The 21,283-nt window shown below is 55.8% G+C and carries 17 protein-coding genes and 6 pseudogenes; 8 read left to right on the top strand and 15 right to left on the bottom strand.

Features of this window, described 5'->3' with window-relative positions:
* The 3 genes and pseudogenes from JFV26_RS34785 to JFV26_RS10375 form a co-directional block, all read right to left on the bottom strand.
* A partial coding sequence (locus JFV26_RS34785; protein WP_446739914.1) for an Ig-like domain-containing protein occupies positions 1–180 on the bottom strand: 180 nt, incomplete at its 3' end.
* A 197-nt stretch (positions 181–377) separates the two neighbouring features.
* A pseudogene (locus JFV26_RS34780) lies at positions 378–734 on the bottom strand (Ig-like domain-containing protein); the annotation flags it as partial.
* Between the two features lie 596 nt (positions 735–1,330).
* Positions 1,331–1,535, bottom strand: a pseudogene (locus JFV26_RS10375) (Tn3 family transposase); the annotation flags it as partial.
* A gap of 473 nt (positions 1,536–2,008) precedes the next feature.
* Between JFV26_RS10375 and JFV26_RS10370 the strand changes: the two are divergent.
* The 4 genes and pseudogenes from JFV26_RS10370 (at position 2,009) to JFV26_RS34770 (ending at position 4,367) form a co-directional block, all read left to right on the top strand.
* Entirely contained in the window at positions 2,009–2,593 is a 585-nt protein-coding gene (locus JFV26_RS10370) for a recombinase family protein (protein WP_446739913.1), read from the top strand.
* Between the two features lie 145 nt (positions 2,594–2,738).
* Positions 2,739–2,873 (top strand): annotated as a pseudogene (locus tag JFV26_RS34775) (transposase family protein); the annotation flags it as partial.
* A gap of 365 nt (positions 2,874–3,238) precedes the next feature.
* A complete protein-coding gene (locus tag JFV26_RS10360) occupies positions 3,239–3,673 on the top strand; it encodes a helix-turn-helix domain-containing protein (protein ID WP_201191999.1) in 435 nt (144 codons plus the stop codon).
* Positions 3,674–3,905: 232 nt separating this feature from the next.
* Positions 3,906–4,367 carry a transposase gene (locus JFV26_RS34770; protein WP_446739912.1) on the top strand — a complete coding sequence of 154 codons (462 nt, stop codon included), beginning with the start codon at positions 3,906–3,908 and terminating at the stop codon, positions 4,365–4,367.
* Between the two features lie 662 nt (positions 4,368–5,029).
* Here JFV26_RS34770 and JFV26_RS10350 read toward each other — a convergent pair.
* The 3 genes from JFV26_RS10350 to ompR all read right to left on the bottom strand — a co-directional run bounded on the left by JFV26_RS10350 (position 5,030) and on the right by ompR (position 8,075).
* Positions 5,030–5,587 (bottom strand): recombinase family protein, encoded by a 558-nt coding sequence (locus JFV26_RS10350; protein ID WP_201191995.1) that lies wholly within the window; start codon positions 5,585–5,587, stop codon positions 5,030–5,032.
* 330 nt (positions 5,588–5,917) lie between these two features.
* Entirely contained in the window at positions 5,918–7,231 is a 1,314-nt protein-coding gene (locus tag JFV26_RS10345; RefSeq protein ID WP_201191993.1) for an ATP-binding protein, read from the bottom strand.
* A gap of 103 nt (positions 7,232–7,334) precedes the next feature.
* Positions 7,335–8,075, bottom strand: coding sequence for an osmolarity response regulator transcription factor OmpR (ompR, locus tag JFV26_RS10340; protein WP_201191990.1), 741 nt, complete (start codon positions 8,073–8,075; stop codon positions 7,335–7,337).
* Between the two features lie 196 nt (positions 8,076–8,271).
* On the opposite strand from ompR, the pseudogene JFV26_RS10335 reads away from it, so the two are divergent.
* Positions 8,272–8,821, top strand: a pseudogene (locus tag JFV26_RS10335) (IS110 family transposase); the annotation flags it as partial.
* A 34-nt stretch (positions 8,822–8,855) separates the two neighbouring features.
* On the opposite strand, the gene JFV26_RS10330 reads toward JFV26_RS10335, so the two are convergent.
* From JFV26_RS10330 to JFV26_RS34430, 5 genes are read right to left on the bottom strand one after another with little or no spacing between them, the layout of a single operon-like run.
* Positions 8,856–9,269 carry a hypothetical protein gene (locus JFV26_RS10330; RefSeq protein ID WP_201191988.1) on the bottom strand — a complete coding sequence of 138 codons (414 nt, stop codon included), beginning with the start codon at positions 9,267–9,269 and terminating at the stop codon, positions 8,856–8,858.
* On the bottom strand, positions 9,269–10,870 hold the full coding sequence (locus tag JFV26_RS10325; RefSeq protein ID WP_201191986.1) for an integrase: 1,602 nt from the start codon (positions 10,868–10,870) through the stop codon (positions 9,269–9,271). The genes JFV26_RS10330 and JFV26_RS10325 overlap by 1 nt, the downstream gene beginning before the upstream one ends.
* 26 nt (positions 10,871–10,896) lie before the next feature.
* Positions 10,897–11,361 (bottom strand): hypothetical protein, encoded by a 465-nt coding sequence (locus JFV26_RS10320; RefSeq protein WP_201191984.1) that lies wholly within the window; start codon positions 11,359–11,361, stop codon positions 10,897–10,899.
* On the bottom strand, positions 11,351–12,892 hold the full coding sequence (locus JFV26_RS10315) for a site-specific integrase (protein WP_201191982.1): 1,542 nt from the start codon (positions 12,890–12,892) through the stop codon (positions 11,351–11,353). The genes JFV26_RS10320 and JFV26_RS10315 overlap by 11 nt, the downstream gene beginning before the upstream one ends.
* Positions 12,885–14,054, bottom strand: a complete 1,170-nt coding sequence (locus tag JFV26_RS34430) for a tyrosine-type recombinase/integrase (RefSeq protein WP_201191980.1) — start codon at positions 14,052–14,054, stop codon at positions 12,885–12,887. Before JFV26_RS34430 ends, JFV26_RS10315 begins: the two co-directional genes overlap by 8 nt.
* A 218-nt stretch (positions 14,055–14,272) precedes the next feature.
* Between JFV26_RS34430 and JFV26_RS10305 the strand changes: the two are divergent.
* Both JFV26_RS10305 and JFV26_RS10300 read left to right on the top strand, forming a co-directional pair.
* Positions 14,273–14,803 (top strand): annotated as a pseudogene (locus tag JFV26_RS10305) (histone deacetylase family protein); the annotation flags it as partial.
* Between the two features lie 281 nt (positions 14,804–15,084).
* Positions 15,085–16,325: pseudogene (locus JFV26_RS10300) on the top strand (TIGR03862 family flavoprotein).
* Between the two features lie 117 nt (positions 16,326–16,442).
* On the opposite strand, the gene JFV26_RS10295 reads toward JFV26_RS10300, so the two are convergent.
* Together JFV26_RS10295 and yedA are read right to left on the bottom strand one after the other, a co-directional pair.
* On the bottom strand, positions 16,443–17,777 hold the full coding sequence (locus JFV26_RS10295) for a DEAD/DEAH box helicase (RefSeq protein WP_201191978.1): 1,335 nt from the start codon (positions 17,775–17,777) through the stop codon (positions 16,443–16,445).
* Positions 17,778–17,842: 65 nt separating this feature from the next.
* Complete coding sequence (yedA, locus tag JFV26_RS10290) at positions 17,843–18,769, bottom strand: drug/metabolite exporter YedA (RefSeq protein ID WP_201191976.1); 927 nt, start codon at positions 18,767–18,769, stop codon at positions 17,843–17,845.
* A gap of 165 nt (positions 18,770–18,934) precedes the next feature.
* Between yedA and JFV26_RS10285 the strand changes: the two genes are divergently transcribed.
* Complete coding sequence (locus JFV26_RS10285; protein ID WP_201191974.1) at positions 18,935–19,387, top strand: Lrp/AsnC family transcriptional regulator; 453 nt, start codon at positions 18,935–18,937, stop codon at positions 19,385–19,387.
* Positions 19,388–19,541: 154 nt separating this feature from the next.
* On the opposite strand, the gene JFV26_RS10280 is transcribed toward JFV26_RS10285, so the two are convergent.
* Positions 19,542–20,090 (bottom strand): BRO-N domain-containing protein, encoded by a 549-nt coding sequence (locus JFV26_RS10280; protein ID WP_201191972.1) that lies wholly within the window; start codon positions 20,088–20,090, stop codon positions 19,542–19,544.
* Positions 20,091–20,667: 577 nt separating this feature from the next.
* The gene (locus tag JFV26_RS10275; RefSeq protein ID WP_017340916.1) at positions 20,668–21,279 is read right to left on the bottom strand and encodes a 3'-5' exonuclease; all 612 of its coding nucleotides are present in this window, start codon (positions 21,277–21,279) and stop codon (positions 20,668–20,670) included.
* Positions 21,280–21,283 lie beyond the last annotated feature (4 nt).

The following is a 21,283-nucleotide window of genomic DNA, read 5'->3' as shown; positions in this document are numbered from 1 at the left end:
GATCACCGCCCCTGCTATCGGGGCGCTGGTATCAATGGTCAGGACATAAGGATCGGACTCCAACCCGCGGTTACCCGCCTCGTCGACCGCCACCGTGGTGAACTTATATTCACCGTCTGCCAGCGCCGGGTTTGGCGTAAACGACCACGTCCCATCGGCATTGACAGGCGCTTCACCAATTTTTTGCCGTTGGCAAACACTTCGACCGTCGAACCGGGCTCGGCCGTACCGTTGAGGGTGGGGGTGTTGTCATCGGTCACATCCGCTTGCCCCACCAGACCTGTCTGATCGCCGAAATTGTCCTGGACATCGGTGATGACGGACTTGTCCGGAGCTGTCAGGTCCACAATCAGTTCGAAGCCATCGGAAGGCTCGCTTTCATTACCGGCGGGGTCTTTTTCAACAATGACAATAATGTGGGAGCCATCACTGAGCGGGGGATCAGGCGTGAATTCCCATTTGCCATCGTCACCCACGACGGCTTCGCCGATGACGTCGTCGCCATCTTTGATAATAATGATGTTACCCGGAGTACCTTCACCGCTGAAGGTCGGGGTGCTGTCGTCGGTGACGCCGCCGTTCTCGATGCGACCCGTCTCGTCCCCAACGTTGTCATTGACATCGTCCAAACTAGGGGTCTTAGGTTGCCCGCCCGAGCCACCACCATTGTCATCGTCACCACCACCACCACCACCACCACCACCACCACCACCGGCGGCAAAAGCGGCGCCCACCAAACCAAGCCCGGCCAACCCCAGCACGGCGGGCCAGAACCAGCTAATCCCACTACCGGCGACCAAGCCGTTGCCAAAGCCCACCAGCTGCTCCGACCCCAAGACCTGGGGCGAGGACACACCCTCGATGAGGAATGCCGCAGATTGGTCCTGTTCGCCACCCGAAGAAATGTACTCGTAGTAAGCACCGTCCTCCCCGACACCCACCAACTGACCTTGTGAATCAAAGAAACCTTCGATGATCAGCTGGGGCTGATCGGGATCCGTGCCTTCCAGGGCCACGTGCAGGTCTTTGCCTACGCGCTTGATGGTAATGTTTTCCGGTGCGACACCTTTGTCGCCTTCGGCAAGGATATATTTACCGTTAGTGATCGCTTTGATCCGAACGGGCTCACCTGAATTGGCGACCTGAAGCTCTGTTGCTTCGGTAATCGTCTTGCCGTCCACTACGGCGACATTCACTACGTTTGTATTCAACACTCACACCTCTCGCGACAAATATGCCGATGCTTCGCAAAGCAGTTGGCTCGATTGATAAACTTGGGGCCGTCTCAGAAAACGGAATTTAAAGCACGCTAATAAACTGGTGGCCGCGCTCATAGCAGCCGGAACTTCCCCTCGCCGACCTTGGTGCGGCTGCACCAACGGTCGTCGCTGGTCAAGTTGATGTGTTCCCAGCCCAGCTGGTGATAGGTATTGCAACAACGCGTCATCAACGCCTTGCCCGCGATTGCGCAAGGCGTTTGCGGCCCGCTCCAGATAGGCGGTATTCCATAGCCCCCTCACCCGATTAAGGCCGCTGCCTGATAATGGCTAGCTCAGCACCGCTAAAGGTGTAGAGCCGGATTAACTCGTCTTTTGTCAGCCTCAAAAATCACTGGCAACCCTGAAAAGTCGTCGAAAATGCCTGTTTGAAACAGCCAAACATGCATCAGCCCACCCGCCCTGAAAATTTCATGCGTAACCCCTGATACAAACTCCTTGTTCTTATAAACGAGGGTTTTTGAGAGGGTTTTATCAACGCGATGAAGGGGCAGTGATTGCGAGGGCTAGCAGTTCTCGAAAACCGTTCTCTAAACAGAGTTCTCGACTCGTCGTTTCTAGATGAGTTTCGATAATTTAAGGCGCCGAACGTTACTCAAACAAAGCACCGTTCGCGACCTGGTGATCGAGTTTCGGATGGCAAATTTACGACGTAGCTAAATACGCCTCGATACCGACCATGATGGTCGGGCTATCGAGTGATAAACACTAAACACCACAAGAGATAAATCATGCTCATCGGCTATGCGCGTGTCTCAACACAGGATCAAAACCTTGATTTACAACGCGAAGCTTTGATCAAGGCGGGGTGCCACCAGGTCTTTGAAGACAAGGTAAGTGGTACGCAGGATGAGCGCCCAGGCCTGATCAGGATGCAAGAGATATTGCGTGAGGGCGACACTTTGGTGGTCTGCAAGCTGGATCGCTTGGGGCGTAGCGTCAAACAATTGGTTGATCTGGTCGCCAAGCTGCACAAGCAGGGGGTTCAATTCAAGAGCCTGACCGACTCCATCGACACCGGTACCCCTTCAGGTCGATTCTTCTTCCATTTCATGGCTTGCCTCGCGGAGATGGAGCTCGAGCTGATCGACGAGCGCACCCGTGCTGGGCTAGAAGCAGCCCTTAATCTAGGCCGAGCGGCGAGACCCGCGGGGGGGGCGCAAGCCAAAAATGACCACGAACAAAATCATTTTAGCCCAGAAACTGCTGGTCAGCGGCATTCCAGCCAGGGACGTGGCCGAGGGTTTAGGCGTGTCCAAGCAAACGCTATACCGCTGGCTTCCGGCTTCTGGGCGTGGGGAGGTCAATTAAATTAATGCGCTGAATGGAAACCTTTAAGGCCAGAGCTTACGCATCAAACTCCGCGAATCTGATTTAAGCGATACTGCGCCAGTGATTTCTTCTGGAACGCCCTGTGCTTAATGGCCTGCTTGATTCGTTTTCCGATGTTCCGATCCGCTCCGTGTGGGTCGAACTCGCCACCGCTTCCTTGATACCCTCGTCATCGTCGTGTGTGCGGTGATTGCCGGCGCAGAAAGCTGGGTGGACATGGTCGACTATAGCCAGGCAAAAAAAGACTGGCTGCGCACTTTTTGAGTCTGCCTGAAGGCATTCCGTCGCATGATACTTTCCACCGCATCTTCAGTATTCTGGGTCCCGCCACCTTTGAGTAGCACTTCTCTCAATGGGTGTCAGGTTCTCCTGCGCCGCAGGACAGGGACGTCATTGCCATTGATGGTAAAACCGTGCGCCGTTCGTTCGATCGCGCCGCCCAACGTGGCTCCTTGCATATTGTGAGTGCCTTTGTCTGCGAGCAAGGTCTGAGTCTTGGCCAGTGGCCGTCGATCGTAAATCCAATAAAATCACCGCCATCCCAGCGTTATCAGCCAGCTTAAGCGCTCAGCAAAAAATTAGGTCATTATGTCGGCCCGCATAAATGCCGATGATTGAGCCTCTTGTCCATGAAACACAAGCCCTTACTGTTGACCGAAGAAGAAATCCTCAAGCTGGAAGCTATCGTTCGCAAGGGCAAAGATTGGCGTAGTCGGGATAGGGCGCAAACCTTGCTACGGCTTGCTCGCGGCGACACCTCAAAAGTGGTGGCCGAAGCCCAGGGGGTATGCACGCAAACCGTCTACGAGCGTCGACAACAGTGGTTGAACAAAGGCTTTGCAGGTCTGTTTGATGCGCCCCGTTCAGGTGCGCCAGGCAAGCTGTCGGCCTATCTGTCGACGATTGAGGGGTGGGCGCAAACAAGCCCTTTGAGTGCCGAAGAGATACATCAGCGGCTGGTAGAAGAGTTCGCCGTTACGGTGCACCTGAACACCGTGAAAAATGCTCTCAAGCATCTGGGACTCGTCTGGAAACGGACCCGCTACAGTTTAAAAAAACCGTGACACCCAGGCCTTCGCCAGAAGCAGTGAAGAGCTTGAGCCGCTGAGGTGGAAGGCGCTGGACCGCGAAATCGCATTGGCTTACGTGGATGAAGCGGGCTTCTCATTGCCCCCCTCCGGTGCGTAGCGCCTGGACCTTGCGCGGCAAGACCCATAAGACTCCGCCACAGAAAGCCGGTCGACTCAACGTTATGGGGGCAGTGCTCAGTTCTGGTGGGCTGCACTTGTCGGGAACTTGGGGGACGATGACGTTGGCTGCTTGAGGCAGTTGTTAAAGCGGACAGCCAGGCCTCTGGTCGTGGTCGTAGACAGCGCCTCCATTCATGCGGCGAAAGCGGTACGGGCACTGCTCCAACGTCCTGAGTTCCAAAGCCTGACCCTGTACTTCTTGCCTGCGTATTCCCCGGAGCTGAATTCAGGAGCCCAGAGCAGTGTCAGTGCATCGCCTGAATTTGACGTGCAAGCCCTTTCTTCAAGACAAATCTCATATCGCCGTTCGCGGACGCTGTATGAAAATACATCCTACGCAATATTGCCAGTAACGATGAGGCGCATCAAATTTAAATCGACACTAACAGTTCTCAAAAATAGCTCTCGAAATATAATTCTTAACTGTCGCGCTAAAGTTGAGTTGCGAGAGGGTGTGATGTGGCGTCACCCGTCCGAGACGAGGCCGGCGCGAATTATTAAGTCGTGAAACGTGTGAGCGACCTTAAATACTGCAAAAATTTAATACATAAGCAGTACCTGTTTATATATTAAGGCCTGATGTCATGTGTACTCCAGGCGTTATGACTCGTTTGCCTGCGCTGTTCCCTTGTCGGGCCATGTCTGATCCGACAATAAAGGCTGGACAGGAGCCGGAGAGGGGGAGAAGTACTCGTATACGAGGTGAGCCAAGGCCAAAAAGACCGGATTATTAGTTCGGTTTTTTCTCAAAAACCCTCGTTTTTGAGAGCATCATTGTGCAGGACTACGTCCCTGGGCTTACGCATCAAATTCCGCGAATCTGATTTAAGCGATACTACGCCAGTGATTTTCTTCTGGAGCGGCCTGTGCTTAATGGTCTGCTTGATTCGTTTTCCAATGTTCCCGATCCGCGCTGTGTGGGTCGAACTCGCTGGGATGGCGGTGATTTCATTGGATTTGCCATCGACTGCCAGCTGGCCAAGACTCAGACCTTGCTAGCAGGCAAAGGCACTCACAATATGCAGGGGCCCACGTTGGGCGGCGCGATCGAGAGCTGTATTGCAATGGAAGTACTTCATACTTATAGGAGGAATACTACATAACAACAAGCCGGTGGTGACATGAGACTTATCTCAAAAGGTACGGATCAGGAAATAGATTTGATGTGCGTCAAGCTCGCCCTGAAGCTGGAAGCCAGCGGTATAGCGTTGGCACGGACACACCTAAGTTCTGGGCCACATCCCTGGCTGGAACGCCGCTGGCCAACAGTTTTTTGGCTGATACGATCTTGCTCTCGGTCATTTTTGGCTTGCGACCTCCCGTACGTCCTAGAAGACGGGCGAACTCAAGCCCCGCACGGGTACGTTCGACAATCAGCTCGCGCTCCATCTCAGCAAGACTGGCCATGACATGAAAGAAGAATCGACCTGAGGGGGTGCCAGTGTCGATGGAGTCGGTCAGGCTCTTGAATTGAACTCCCTGCTTGTGCAGCTTGCCGACCAGATCAACCAATTGTTTGACGCTACGCCCCAAGCGATCCAGCTTCCAGACCACCAAAGTGTCGCCCTCGCGGAGTATCTCCTGGGCCCTGCCCAGCCCGGGGCGTTCGGCCCTGATGCCGCTCACCTTATCTTCAAAGACCTTCTGGCACCCGGCCTTGATCAACGCTTCGCGTTGCAAATCAAGATTTTGATCCTGTGTCGAGACGCGCGCATAGCCGATGAACATTGTTTATCTCTAGTGTTTTTTGTGTTGTCGCGTGCGTTTCACAACGCTCCGCTCGAGGAGCGCGAACGGTACTTCGTAAAATGTAACTTTACGATACGTAGCATTATCGATACCCATAAATTTTCACGAACAAGACGGCAGCCTGTGGCTGCTAATCATGCGGAGGTGACATCGGGTAGTCTCAGTGGCCCGGATTAACCGATATGTTATGCCCGAGTCGTCTACGTACAAAGCTCGTCCACTTGAATACCGAGAGAGCCTAGGACTTACGGCATAAACCAGTCCAAGATTTCTGCCGCCCCCTCAGTTCAGAGCGTGGGAACAATCAGATTACACAGCGTCTCTAGGCAGCATCAGTCCAAGCGGCAATCGCACCCGCGCCTCCAGCCCACCCCCGGACCGGTTACGTAGCTCAACATTGCCGCCATGCATCGAAACAATCCGCTTCACGATTGCCAAGCCCAACCCGGTGCCCTTGCCGCCCCGAGCCCGATCACCACGGGTAAATGGGTTGAAGATGGCCTCCAGCTCCGACGGATCAATCCCCGCCCCACGGTCCATGACGCTCAGCACCACATACGGCGCGCTGGTGTCGCCAGACACATAAGCCGCGACCTCAACACCGTTGCCGGCATGGTGCAAGGCGTTGCCGATCAGGTTGTTCAGCAAGCGTTTCATCGACACCCGGCGTAACGGAAACGGCTGAATCGGCTCCAGGCGCAAGCGTACTTTCTCTTCGGTCTGGTTGTACGGCGCGGCGACTCCGCGCACCAGGTCGCTCAGGTCCACCTCTTCCACCGACTCGTCACGACCGTCGCGAATGAACGCCAGGAACTGGTCGAGAATCGCGTCCATGTCTTCGATGTCGCGCACCATGTCGTCGCTCAGGTCGCTGTGGTCACCCATCAGCTCCAGGGACAGCCGCAGACGGGTCAGCGGCGTTCGCAGGTCGTGGGACACGCCGGCGAGCATCAATTCACGCTCGCGACCGGCCTGTTCAACATCCTCGGCCATCTGGTTGAAGGCGCGGTAAACCTCGGCCATCTCGCTCGGCGTGTCGCTGATCGGCAGGCGCACGCTGCGACCCTGGCCGAGTTGCCTTGCGGCATAGACCAGGCGCTTCAAAGGTTGATTGAGCTGGCTGACGAAGATCCACGCCGAGGCGGTGGAGAGCAAGCCGATGGCGAGGAACCAGCCAAGCACGTTCCAGATTTTCTGGCCGCGCAGCGGATGCGGGTACAGCGGCACTTTCAGCCAGCCATCGCCCAGGCTTGGCGCCCGGACCCACAACGCCGGCGGGGAATGCATGCGTAATCGAACTTCAGTGTCGGCACCCAGCTCTGCCTGCATCTGCCGCTGATAGATTTCGCTGTACGGCCAGTGTTGTTCGCCTTCCGGCACGCCTGCGCCCACCACCCGGACCAGGGTCGCGGCATCGGCAATCTTGGTGCGGTTTTCTTCATCGGCGGCCCAATAGGCGCGCAGCGTCAGGGCGACGCCGTGGCTGTATTGGCGGTCCACCAACACGTCTTCGTTCATCAACAGATAAACCAGGGTCAGTGCCTTGGAGAACAGGACGACAATCAGCACCAGCCACAGGGTGCGGGAGAAGAAACTCTGGGGGAACCAAACAGGGGTTTTCATGGATAACCGCTACACACTTGCAGGAGCGAGCGATGCTCGCACATTGCGGATCGCGAGTCTGCGGACAACCTCATCCGCACGACCAGCTCCTAAAAATCGCCAATCACTTGGTGGCGGCGCCGTCCGGAACGAACACGTAGCCCATGCCCCAGACCGTTTGGATGTAGCGTGGCTTGGATGGATCGGGTTCGATCATCTTGCGCAGACGAGAGATCTGCACGTCGATGGAACGCTCCAGGGCATCCCACTCACGGCCACGGGCCAGGTTCATCAGCTTGTCGCGGGTCAGTGGCTGACGGGCGTTCATGACCAAGGCCTTGAGTACCGCAAACTCACCGGTGGTGAGCATGTGCACTTCATCGCCGCGTTTGAGTTCGCGGGTGGCCAGGGACAGTTCGTAGTCACCGAAGGTCACACTTTCGTCTTCGCTGCCCGGTGCACCCGGCACTGGCGCTGCCTGACGACGCAAGACCGCTTTGACCCGGGCCATCAACTCGTCCGGGTTGAACGGCTTGGCCAGGTAATCGTCGGCGCCCAGCTCCAGGCCTTTGATGCGGCTCAGCTCATCGCCCTTGGCGGTCAGCATGATGATCGGGATCTGATTGTTCGCGCCGCGCAGGCGGCGGCAGGCGGTCAAACCGTCTTCGCCAGGCAGCATCAGGTCGAGGACGACCAGGTTGAACACTTCACGCGCCAGCAAGCGGTCCATTTGTTCGGTGTTCGGTACGGCGCGGGCACGGTAGCCCTTGCTGACGAAAAAACGTTCCAGCAGGCTGCTCAGCCCTGGATCGTCATCAACAATAAGAATTTTTTCGCCTTCAGCATTGTTTGCAGTGCTGCTCATTGGATGCTCCTTTTAGCTCGGCGCGCATTATGGCGTAGCTGCCTTCTGGCCCCTAGGGAAACTTATATGGACGCCTCCCCCGTCAGCGGGCCGGCCGCAGCCCCCCTACATCGACAGAGAATTCTCGCTGCCCCGGCATCAAGGTGCCAAAGTGGAGAGTGGATAACAAACACCACTTGAGCAGGAGGATCCTGCCATGAAACATAGCGTAATTGGCATGGACATCGCCAAGAAGGTTTTCCAGTTGCATACCGTGATCAGTGCACTGGAAGGATCGAGCGTATCAAGCTGCGCCGTGATGAAGTGCTAGCGTTCTGTGCAAATTATCCGATCAGACTGGTGGCAATCGAGGCCTGTGGCAGTGCCCACAGATGGGCACGTCAGCTTCAACCGCAGGTGCATGAGGTACGACTACTCGCCCATCGTTCGGCACGCCCCTTTGTGCTGCGAAACAAAACCGATGCGGCTGACGCTCAAGCCATCTGGACAGCGGTGCAGCAGCCCGGCGCTTGCCTGGTGGCAATCAAGCAGGCTGATCAGCAGGCAATCCTCTCGCTACACCGTATCCGCTCCCAGTTGCTGAAGTTTCGCTTCATGCAGAGCACCGGCTTACGTGGGCTGCTTTACGAGTTCGGAGTTGTGCTGCCAGAAGGTTATACCCAGCTGAGTAAGGCCGTTTCGGAGGCCTTCGTCGATGCTGAGCTTGAGTGCCGTCCATGTTGTTGGACAGCCTACGCGATCAGTGGATCGCGGATTCAGCCTTACTTGTGAAACACCACACTAGGGTGTCTGCTGTCGATTGATGATGGGTAGAGGACGGGATAGAAATTGCTCATCCAAGCCACGGGTATATGCGTTGTAAGCCCAGCGCACAAATTGTTCAAGTAGTCGATCATTCTCCATTTGCAGCCGCGCACTCTCGCCTTCCAAACGTGCAATTCGGTCGTTTGCCACTTGCGATTCGGGACTGATGACTTTCCTCGTCCCAACCGAAGTTGAGAGTATTTGCTTGCGCAGCATGAAGGCGCGTTTGATCCGTTCATGCTTATGCAACGCTTGACGCGTATAGGTCCCCCGCAAACGGCGAGCGACGCTTTGGATCAGCAGGTCCCACGTCAATTTCCCAGACCAACCATCAAGGATCGATACGATCTGCTCTATAGCATCTGGGGTTAGATTTCTCGAACGAGACATTACAAATCCTCAGCCTCTATGCATGGCACATTTGGATCTTCATTGTCCGGTACCGGCACATCACGGTTGTTCAATATTTTATGATGGGCCAGTAACTGTTCCAGCCTGGACGCTGGGACGATACCGCGCGGCTGGATAATCGCATTCGCGGCAACGGAAGAGTCCTCAAAAATGGCACACAGTTCATCCAGTCGTTTAAGGGTCAGTGTCTGGTGTTCGACCCAACGGTTGGCACCGAACTCCTCCTCGCCCAGCGCTTCCAAGGCTTTCGCTAAGAGGACCTGGGTTTCCTGACGATGCTGACGTATAGCCTTCTCTCGGACCACATCACCTTTGATGCACACATGCTCATCACAATTGAGACAATCTCGATAGAGCTGACACGGCAGCATGGAAAAATCGTGCAGGCAATACCCCAAATCCGTTGTATGGGCGGTCATGATCTTCAGCGTCGCAAACTGATCCCGTGCAATCAAGCTACTTGGAGGGATGCTTGCCACATGACCTGCTGACTTTTCCGGATCACCCAAAGCGGACCTGGCGAGCGCCAACACATCCCTGTCGGATTGGTGGTCATAGCACCTGTTTTGTCCAACCTTGGCGCGACCGCTCCATTTGGCGATGTCGAGTTGCGATAATCCGCCCATCTGTGCCACGGTATTTAAAAAATGGCGAAATTGATGCGTCGTGATCTGCATTGGACTGCCATCTAATTCACAATAACCGAAGCGATCAAAAATATTGAGGGCCCTTCGCGAACTGGACAATTGCTTCTGAATATAACCGGTGTCTGGCAAGACGATTACGCCACGGTACGTTCCCCACGACTCGGTTAACTCATTCAGGCGCGTCAAGCACAGCGCTTCACTGTACTTCAGGTTGTTCTTCTGGTCCGCCAATGGAAAGTTTTCTGGCAGCATAGAAATGATCACTCGTTCAATGTCCGCGAACAGAAATCTCGGGGCATGTTTCTGCTGAGGGTCATAAGGAATGTGTTCAACGACCCCCTGTTTCCTGCACCATTCGGTCCCACGCGCGGCTTGATTGCCGTTGGGTGGCGGGGTGAGAAAAACGATGGCGCTCACCTGTTCTGAACTAATTAATGATCGCCCCCGTAGCGCCTCCAGCTCCATTGGTAAATACATCGCATCAGGATGCCGTTCATACCACCGTGCCACCTCCCGCGCTGGTGTGGAAATGGACCTGAGCTTGCTCACGGCCTCGCGGGCGACACTGGCCATGGATTGCACCACCCATTTGACTTGGGCCTTTCCTCCCTTTGAAGGCAACCAGCGAATTCCGTACAGCTGTTGATTTGTTTTTGAATCGAACTCCTCCACTTCGCACTGTATCGAGATGGACAGTACCTCATTAATGCGACTGGGCGCCGACGCCAGCAATGCACACACACTGGAGGTGAAGACATCGCCTGATTTCTCGGCGGCTCCGAAAATTTCAGCAATCGCTTCTAACGAGGCCGACGAGGGCAGGCGGGCCTGGCGCGATGCATCAAACTCCGGGCCAACACGGCGCTCAAAGGTCGTTGGCGCCCGAAGCGGATTTTGCCATTGAAGAGGCACCGTACAGAGTTGATGCTCCACTAGAAACTGCGAAATGCGTCTGAGTTCTACCCCGGCAAAAAAGCGGCGGAGGCTTGGTAACGCTCATTAAGTATCGCGCACGCTCGATTAAAATGCCCCAGCCCTGCTTTGATAGGCGTGACACAACTCTCCGTTTCTTCCAGAGCTACAGCCAGGGAACGGAGCGCGGCCAATCGTGAGCTGACGGTTGTATACGCGCACAACGCATAATCATAACGGCAGTAGGCTTTGGCAAAGTCTTTGTAAGGCTGAGGAAAACAACAGGAGTCCTTCTGCCCTCGACCACTGGGGAATCCATGAAACCGGATGCTAGAACAAGAATTACGCCGCTTCAAACGAACAAAATTGGTGACATCCCAACTGTCCGCATCAAAGACCAACTCACTGCCAAAGGTAGTCAGCGCCTCTCTGGCGAGGGTAATGAAGTCCCGCAGATTGTCTTCAGCTGTTTGTTCCGCTCGGGGCTTGAACACGACAACCCTATCGTCCATGAGCCTGGTCCTTTCTGCTGCGACATAATTGGACCACTTCTGCCACCGCGAGCAGCGTTCGATCATTGATCGCCGCAATACGACCGTCCGGATAGCGTTTAGCAGCCTCTAGCAAGAAATCCAGGACCGCCTCATGCGGTCCGTCCAACCAAGGTTGAAAACATTGGCAGGTGTAACAGGCCACCGGGGCAATTAGTCCACAGAAACTAAAGCTTCCACATGACCCCATTGGCCGTGCGCTTTGATCGATACGCAGGTCGATAATTCGGCTGGAACGATCTGCGCCGCGAATCGCACTGCCCTCGTGATCAATCAACTGACCTTTAAAAGCTTGAGCCAGTGGCGCCATGTATAGGGCTGTTGCCTTTTCAATCCGCATCGCAAGCTCTGGTGTAGCGGCAACATAGACGCCCGCTGAGTCGGTTCGCGAATGATCAAGTAAGTCCGCAATGACCAACACCCCATGACCTTCACGCGCAATATTCGTCCCTAACGTGCGCCGAAAGCGCAGGGCACAGATGTTAATCACGGCCCCCGTGCGTTCGGAGCGGACGGACAACTTGTCCAACGCGGACACCAACAATCTCCGTAAGCTTTCGCTGGTGCGGTGGTACCTGCCCCATCCTTGCCCGGACACCAAATACCGTGACTGCGGGGGGAAAGGAAACAAGGGCGCCTGCTGGGTGTCTGGAAACTCTCCAATAAAGCGCTCACTGACTCGTTGAGCATAATGAAACAGCGGTCGGCCAATTTGATTCACGAGCGCTCGGGGCTTGAGTTCCTGACGGAGCAATGGGTTTTGTTGCTTGGCCCGTGGAACTAATAAGATATAAGACTCTGCTCCATCCGCAGCCACAGTGCGCACAACATCACACACTTTCAAGGCTGCCAATTGAACAGGGCGGGAACCCAACGCAATAAATAACCACGCCAGCAGGTAAATTTCTTCACTCAAACGCCCTGCACCGTAAGCTTCATTCAAGGCATCTTGAATACCCACTTGCTCAATTGGCGTGAAAGGGCCCAACTCGGGATCCCACGTCAACACGGCAATGCCAGTTTCTCGTTTCCGGAGTTTTTTCCTGTCCAGGACATACACCACGTCATCCTGAATACCCGGCAGCGCCAATGCATGCCATCGGCGCAAAAACGCGAAGAGATTGCGTGTTCGAAAGTCATTAGTATCGCTATGTATCAATACGTCATTTCCGCCGATAGACTCCAACGGTTCAACGCGAGCCTTTTGCAATCGCAAGGCAAATACTTTCAATCCACTAAAGTGCCCCATCAAGGTACTTGGCGCTCTATTTTCGGCAAACCAAATCAACGTAAGACGGACCGAAGCCATGAGCGTGGGGGTAAAATGCAGCCCAGAAAAATCCATGTAAACCGAATCCACACCGTCCCGGTACGACCAAGCAAGCCGGTTAGGGTCAAACGCAATCCCGCTTTTGCTCCGAACTATCGATGGAAGTGAAGGACAGATATCACTTCCAGCCATTACGAATTCTTTCTCTAGATTTTTACTCATCGGGATGAGCCTCCACACGCAATCGTTCTTGCATTTTCAAGGACACTGCGGTGGCTTTCCTCTTGATGTGGCGCTGGTTATACACATTCGCCATTCCGGATGTTTCGGACCACCCCATCAGCCGCGACCGCAGTTTTTGCTCCACGGTCGCCGACACGTTGTTTCTATCAACTGCTTCAGAAAAAAGATCGTTCCAGGTATGGCGCAGAAGATGAGGGCAGAGATTTTCCGGCAATTCCGGGCAGTGTTGCCGTAAAGTGACGAATATTTTATTCAGCCCCGCTAGACTCAGTGGCTTTCCGGACCCACCGGCCACCCAAAGGTATTCATGTTTACGCGCGCCTGTAATATTACGACGAATAGTCATTACATACGTTCGTGTGAGCTCTGCCAACTCTGCGTCGAGCGCTAATAGTCGACCGTTCGTTTTGGCATTGGGTTGTCTCAACCGCGGATCCGCAGGATCATCTGCTCTCCTAGCAATTAAAACTTCATTGTTCTGAAAGTTGATATCCGAGATCTTCACACCAAGCAATTCACCCCGTCGCACTCCCAACGACAATAACCATCGGATCATTAAATAGTTTCGCTGACGGGCATAGTCATGAGACCACGGGTTGTGCTCAAACTCTGGAGCAACCACCTGTTGCAGCACCGATAACATTTGTTCAGTGAGGCCCTCGCGAGGCGCAACACTGGAAAAGCGATGTACTGAAGGCATGCGAGCCTTGATGGTATTAGATACAAGCTCCCGGATTTTTTCCAGCCCAGTGAAATGTGGGTTTCCGACCCCTGTTTTTAGTAAATGATCGGTCGCAACCCAGTCAAGGTATCGGGCAATGTATAAAAGCCGTATGGCAATAGTGGCGGGATGAATTATTTGCGAATTAGAGCCACTGGTAGAAGATGACCATATGAATATTCCATCTCCAGATCGTTTTCTGTCGCCCGCTGCAATTGGCAGTTTACACGCCCCAACGATAGCCTCTATCTCTCCTACCGTTAAAAACTGGCCGCCACGCAAACGGGTGGACAAATCTATTTCTAGTTCATCAAGAACAATGAACAGCACCATAAGCGACCGAAGTGCTTGATGGAGTGTGTTCGTTGACAAATTAGCCGTTCGTAACTCTGTCAGCGCCCAAAGGGTCGCGCTGTGCACGGGCATACCGCCTTGCCGAGAACAAAGCACGGGAAAACGTTCACCACTATCGAACCGCACGAGCTTGATTTTATAAGGGTTCATTGTTTACACACTCATTAGGTAAACAATAATAAACCCTAGGCTACAATTCACCTTTACGCAAAAGCAATTATAAAGTATTGTTTTTATTAACTTATTTCTAAATAAATTTACATTTAAGAGAAAGTCATGCTGACTGCATCTTCAATGACCTGGCGGTGATCAGCCATTACCTGCTGGAAAGCGGTCGGGTGAATCGGGTGTTGATCTTCGATTGCGACGTACACCAGGGCGACGGGACTGCACGGATTCTGCACAACACCCCGGACGCGGTAACCGTTTCCCTGCACTGCGAAAAGAATTTTCCCGCACGCAAGGCTGAAAGTGATTGGGACATTCCACTGCCCAAGGGCATGGGCGACGCCGATTACCTGAAGGTGGTAGACGACGCGCTCAACTACTTGCTGCCGCTCTACCAACCGGACCTGGTGCTGTATGACGCAGGCGTCGATGTGCATAAGGATGACGCGCTGGGTTACCTGAAGCTGACGGACGAAGGCGTCGCCGCCCGCGATGAAAGCGTGATGCGCCACTGCCTGGGCCGGGACATCCCGGTGGTCGGGGTGATCGGCGGCGGCTACAGCAAGGACCGCCAGGCCCTGGCCCGGCGTCACGGCATCCTTCATCACAGCGCGCAACGGGTCTGGCAGTCATCAGGTTGTCACTGAGTTGTGGATGCTTTACCCACAATGCCTGTGGAACTGCCTGTGGATAACCTGAGTGAAAGCGCCTGCAGGCGTTGCTGCACATAGCCTACAAAAGACTGGTTGTTTTTTAACCACCTATTTATGAACACCACAGAACCAATGTGGGAGCGGGCTTGCTCGCGAAAGCGATGTATCAGGCAACATTGATGTCGACTGACACTTCCTCTTCGCGAGCAAGCCCGCTCCCCCTGATTTGTGCTGGTAGAATGCGCGGCTTATCCAGCCATACCGCAGCGCATTCCATGACCCAATCCTCCCCAGCCCTCCCCCGCACGTCGCCATCATCGGCGGCGGCCCCGCCGGCCTGATGGCCGCTGAGGTGTTGAGCCAGGCCGGGATCAAGGTCGATCTGTACGACGGCATGCCGTCCGTGGGGCGAAAATTCCTGCTGGCCGGCGTCGGCGGCATGAACATTACCCACTCCGAAGCCTACCCGGCGTTCCTCTCGCGCTACGCCGAACGAGCGCCGCAGATTGCACCGCTGCTGCGCTCCTTCGGCGCGGATGCCCTGTGCCAGTGGATTCATGATCTGGGCATCGAAACCTTTGTCGGCAGCTCCGGCCGGGTATTTCCTACGGACATGAAAGCCGCGCCCCTGCTCCGTGCGTGGCTTAAACGCCTGCGCGATGCTGGCGTAGTTATCCACACCCGCCATCGCTGGGTCGGTTGGAATGCCGATGGCAGCCTGAAAGTATCCAGTCCCGAAGGTGAAAAAACCTTAACGCCCGACGCAACCCTGCTTGCCCTCGGCGGCGGCAGTTGGTCGCGCCTCGGTTCGGACGGTGCCTGGATGCTGCCACTGGAACAGCACGGTGTAGGACTGGCGCCGCTGCAACCGAGCAATTGCGGCTTCGAGGTGCAGGCCTGGAGCGAATTGATGGTCAGTAAATTCGCTGGCACACCGCTGAAAAACATCGCCATCGGCCTCAATGACGACATCCCGCGCCTCGGCGAATGCGTGATGACTGCCACCGGCATTGAAGGCAGCTTGATCTACGCCCTGTCGGCGCCGATCCGCGAGGCCATCAACTTGCACGGTTCGGCGACCATTCATATCGACCTGTTGCCCGGCCGGCCTGTGGATAAAGTTGAGGCTGCACTGGGCAAACCGCGCGGTTCACGCTCGATGTCCAAACACTTGCACAGTCAGCTTGGCCTTGATGGCGTCAAAGCAGCGTTGTTGCGAGAGCTGACCGCCGCCGAGTGCTTTGCCGATCCGGTATTGCTGGCCAAGGCGATCAAGGCATTACCACTGACGCTGGTGAAAACCCGCCCACTGGACGAAGCCATCAGCAGTGCGGGTGGAGTGAAGTTCGAGTCGATGGATGAGCGCTTGATGCTCAAGCAACTGCCTGGCGTGTTCTGCGCGGGGGAAATGCTGGATTGGGAAGCGCCGACGGGCGGCTATTTGCTGACGGGGTGTTTTGCCAGTGGGCAGGCGGCTGGGCTGGGGATGGTGGCGTGGTTGAAGCGTAAGGCTTGAAGTCTGCGGCGCGCCCTTCGCGAGCAGACTCGCTCCCACACTGGATCGTCATACGACACAGATCAAATGTGGGAGCGAGCCTGCTCGCGATGGCGGCCTAACAGACGCCGCGTGTAATCAAGGCTTCTTCTTACGCGGCCCAGTGTTAAACACCGGCACTTTGCGCACAGGCTTGATCGAAGGTTCCACCGCCGAAGCGTCCCCGCTCTCGACCCATTTACCCAAATTGCGCTTGCCGCCACCGGAGGTCTTTGGCTTCTTCGGTTTTTTCGGCTTCTTCACCACCTGACCGCTGGAATCCGTATCCGGCACCCGATGCTCAGGTTCGAAATCCTGCTCCATCTGGCGCGTCAGGGTCTGGCGGGTCAGCATCTCAATGGCGGACAGCTGATTCACTTCATCCGCGCACACCAGGGAAATGGCCTCACCGGTGGCACCCGCGCGACCGGTACGACCGATGCGGTGGATGTAGTCCTCAGCCACGATCGGCAGGTCGAAGTTGACCACCATCGGCAGGTCTTCGATATCCAGACCTCGGGCCGCAACGTCGGTCGCGACCAAAATCTGAATTTCGCTGGCCTTGAAACGATCCAGCGCGCGCTGGCGGGTCGCCTGGGGTTTGTCGCCGTGGATGCCGTCGGCATTGATGCCCAGGCCCTGAAGTTTTTCCACCAGCGCGTCCACGCCATTGCGGGTCTTGGCGAACACCAGCACCTGCTTCCACTTGCCCTTGCGCAGCAAGTGAATGAACAGCTCCGGCTTGCGCTTCTTGTCCACCACCACAACCCATTGCTTGACGGTATTGGCCGCCACGTTGCGCGGGCTGACTTCGATGCTCAGCGGATCGTTGAGCATTTGCCCGGCCAGCAAACGGATCGCGTCGGAGAAGGTCGCGGAGAACAACAGCGTTTGACGTTGCTTGGGCAGTACGCGGTAAATGTTCCCCAGCTCTTCGGAAAAGCCCAGGTCGAGCATGCGATCGGCTTCGTCCAGGATCAGCGTTTGCAGCTGATTGAACTTGAGGGCCTTCTGGCGATACAGGTCGAGCAAACGACCCGGTGTCGCCACCAGCACGTCGACACCTTTGCGCAGCTTCATCATCTGCGGGTTGATGCTGACGCCGCCGTACACCGCGTACGTGCTCAACGGCAGGTTTTCGGCGTACTGGCGCACGGCTTCGTGAACCTGTTCGGCCAGCTCGCGGGTCGGCACCAGGATCAGTGCGCGCACCGAGTTGGAGGCCACTTTCGGCCCTTCCATGGCCAGCAACTGCAGCAGCGGCAACGCGAAACCGGCGGTCTTGCCGGTGCCGGTCTGGGCCGCAGCCATCAGGTCGCGACCGGCCAGCACCGCCGGAATGGCTTGCGCCTGGACCGGCGTAGGTGTCTGGTAGCCGAGCGTCTCGAGAGAGCGCAGCAAGGGTTCGATCAGGCCAAGGGAGGCGAAAGTCATGGGATTACCGTAGGAAAATTCAGCGCAGTTGTGCAAAACGAGTGTGCAATGGCGCGCAGTTTACCCTAATTCACACGGGATTCTGTCGGCGCCACCACCGCAGGTCGTTCCGGGCGCCGACGCCACTGCGGCAAGCCGATCAAGACCACGGCGCTGATGATCACCGCCATGGCGATCGCCTCCTCGATCCCGATGGTCTCGCCGACAAACACAATCCCCAGTAACACCGCCACCGCCGGGTTGACGTAGGCATAACTGGTGGCCGCCGCCGGACGTACATGCTTCAACAGATACATGTAGGCGTTGAAGGCGATGATCGAACCGAAGCCGATCAAATAAGCCAACGCCATCCAGCCTTCGACCGGCGGCACACTCTCCAGATCCTCGCCACTCAGCGCACTGGCGATCAACAACACCACGCCACCGACCAGCATTTCTGCCGCGCTGGCCATCGCGCCTTGAGGCAATGGCAAGTGTTTGCTCCACACCGAGCCGAAAGCCCAGGCTGCGGCGGCAAACACCAGCAACGCCGCGCCCAATGGGCTCGATTGCAAGTTGGAACCCAGGTTAAGCATGGCGATGCCGATCAGCCCGAGCACAATCCCGGCCCATTCGAGACGGGTATTTCGCGCGCCCCAGAAATAGCCGCAGAGCAGAGTAAACAAAGGCACCGTCGCCACCGCCAGCGCGGCAACACCGGAAGCCACCCCGCTATGCTCGGCCATGCTCACCGCACCGTTACCGAAACTGAGCAGCAAAATCCCGATCATGCCGGCCGCTTTCCATTGCGCCCAAGTCGGTGCCGGCGCCCCGCGCCAGCGCAGGAACGCATACATCAAGGATCCGGCAATCACAAAGCGAATACCGCCAAGCATCAATGGCGGCCAGTACTGCACACCAATGCGAATAACCAGATAGGTCGAGCCCCAAATCACGTACAACGCGAAAAAAGCAGCGATCAACGGTAAGGGGAAGCGACGTAAGCCAGGCATTGGGCAGCTCTCAGGCAAGACAAGGAGAGCAGATATTCTAGAAAGGCCAACGGCTAAAAATAAGCTACAAAACCTGTTTATCGCGCCGGTACACTTTTCAAAACACGGTGTTCACCGCTATAAACCGTGTATTCGAAAGTCATGTCATTTTCAGGAATTCCCACGATGGACAAGTACGACCGCATGCTCCTCAGCGCCCTGCTGGAAAACGCTCGGGCGTCCTACGCCGAACTGGCGCGCAAGGTGAATCTGTCGGCCCCGGCCGTAGCCGAGCGCGTGGCCAAACTCGAGGCCTGCGGCGTGATCACCGGTTACCAGGCGAAGGTCGACCTGTCGAAAATCGGCCTGCCGATCCAGTGCGTCATCGAATTGCGCCTGAACCAGCACGGCAACCAGAAAACCTACGACGAACTGATCAAAATCCCGCAACTGACCGAGTGCCACCGGGTGACGGGCGATCCGTGCGTGATCATGCAAGCGGCGGTGGGGTCGATGCCGGAGTTGGAGGCGTTGATCAATCGGGTGGCCAAGTTTGGCTTCAGCAAGACCTCGATTGTGTTGTCGAGCGCGATAGAGCGGCGGGTGCCGTTGGGGCAACTGGAAGGAAATGGCAAATAGCGATCCCGTAGGAGCCCGTAGGAGCCCGTAGGAGCCCGTAGGAGCTGTCGAGTGAAACGAGGCTGCGATCTTTTGATTTTGCTCTTCAAAAACAAGATCAAAAGATCGCAGCCTCGTTTCACTCGACAGCTCCTACAGAGGTTTAGCGGTGTTGTCAGAATCCGCGAACGCCGCTATCTCCAGCGCCCAACAAACACGGCATATCCTTTAAACGAACCCAAGGCTCTGTCCGCCAATGTAGCAGGCTTAACGTTCCTCCCGCCCACTCCATCAAGCGCAAACTTGGCGTTTGATTCGAAGCGGCCCCGGCACCATCGCGCAGCATCGGCACCACATGGTGGGTCAGCCAACGTCGCAAATGCCGGTTCTCCGGGCAGTAGTGATAGACCAGCATCGCGTACACGCCGGATTCACTCAGCATCAACATTTCCCGGGGCTCATCGCGTCTAGACAAACACATCATCTGGCGCTGGTCGGCATCAAGCTTGAGCGCGTAACGCCCGTTGATATCTACGCCCATTAACCGGCCGATATCTCGGGCGCAGAACCACGCCTCGGCATGCAGTAACAGTGCTTTTAGTTGGATGTGATGACGAATGAATTTTTGGGGTACGAAGTGAGCTTCTCTTGAAGCTGGTTGTGCTATTTCGGACTGATGTGTGTCAGCACCGTTATCAGGGATATTGCGGGTAGCTTTGACCATGGGCGAATCTCCGAACCAAATATGCCCCTAACAATTCGGGCTTGCAGTCCCGGTTACTGCATTGGCAGCGACAGTCAAAAGGTTATCGATGCCGCAGGTGAGGGGCAAGACAGACATGCCCTAAAATTCGGTAGGACCGATCATCAAGCCGGAGGCGTTGTTAAACACATCACGCGATGTACCAGTGCCTTCGAGAATCGGGATTGCGTAGGAGCTGTCGAGTGAAACGAGGCTGCGATCTTTTGATTTTGCTCTTCAAAAACAAGATCAAAAGATCGCAGCCTCGTTTCACTCGACAGCTCCTACAGAAATTCAGAAATTCAGAGATTCAGAGATTCAGAGATTCAGAGATTCAGAGATTCAGAGATTCAGAGATTCAGAGATTCAGAGATTCAGAGATTCAGAGATTCAGAGGTTCAGAGGTTCAGAGGTTCAGAGGTTCAGATCCTACGGATTCATGTTGTTCCCGACATTCGGGATCGCCTCGAACCTGTGGAGCGGAGCTTGCTCGCGAAGAGGCCCGCCCGGCCTAACGCAAAAGATCGGGCCGCGTTCGGACGATCTTTTGATCTTGCCCTTAAAACCCGCGATGGCGCTTGAGATGCTCATTGATCTTCGCCGCCGGCACTTTCTGCAAGCTGACCAGCAGATCATGGGACAACTCGCGCAACCCATGCTTTTGCCGTAACTCTTGCGCCAAATGCGCTGTCAGGTTCGCTGCCATCTCGGCATCCGCCATCGCCCGGTGAGCCTTGCCGGTGTTGGGCAGGCTGGCGAAGGTGGTGAGCGTCCCTAGTTTGTGATTCGGCGCCGCCGGCATCAAACGGCGGGCCAGCAGCAGCGAGCAGGCAAAATTCTGCAAGCGTGTGCGTTTGATCCGGCCCAACTCGAAATCCCAGAACTTCTGGTCGAACGCCGCGTTGTGCGCCAGCAGCGGCGTAATACCGACGAACTCGTTCACCTCGTTCATCACCTGCTCGGCCGACGGGGCGGTGCGCAGCATGGCGTTGCTGATGCCGGTGAGTTGTTCGATGAAGGCCGGTACGCGTACGCCGGCGTTCATCAGGCTCTGGTAACGCTCGACGATGCGCCCCTGTTCAAGGATCACCACGGCGATTTCCGTGGCCCGGCAGCTGCTGCTTGGGGAGATCCCGGTGGTTTCAAAGTCGATGACTGCTATGCGTTCCAAACCT

Origin of the sequence: Pseudomonas sp. TH31, assembly GCF_016650815.1 — a bacterium.
Classification (GTDB): domain Bacteria; phylum Pseudomonadota; class Gammaproteobacteria; order Pseudomonadales; family Pseudomonadaceae; genus Aquipseudomonas.
The sequence above is the reverse complement of the archived record's forward strand: the minus strand, read 5'-3'. Positions and strand labels throughout refer to the sequence as shown.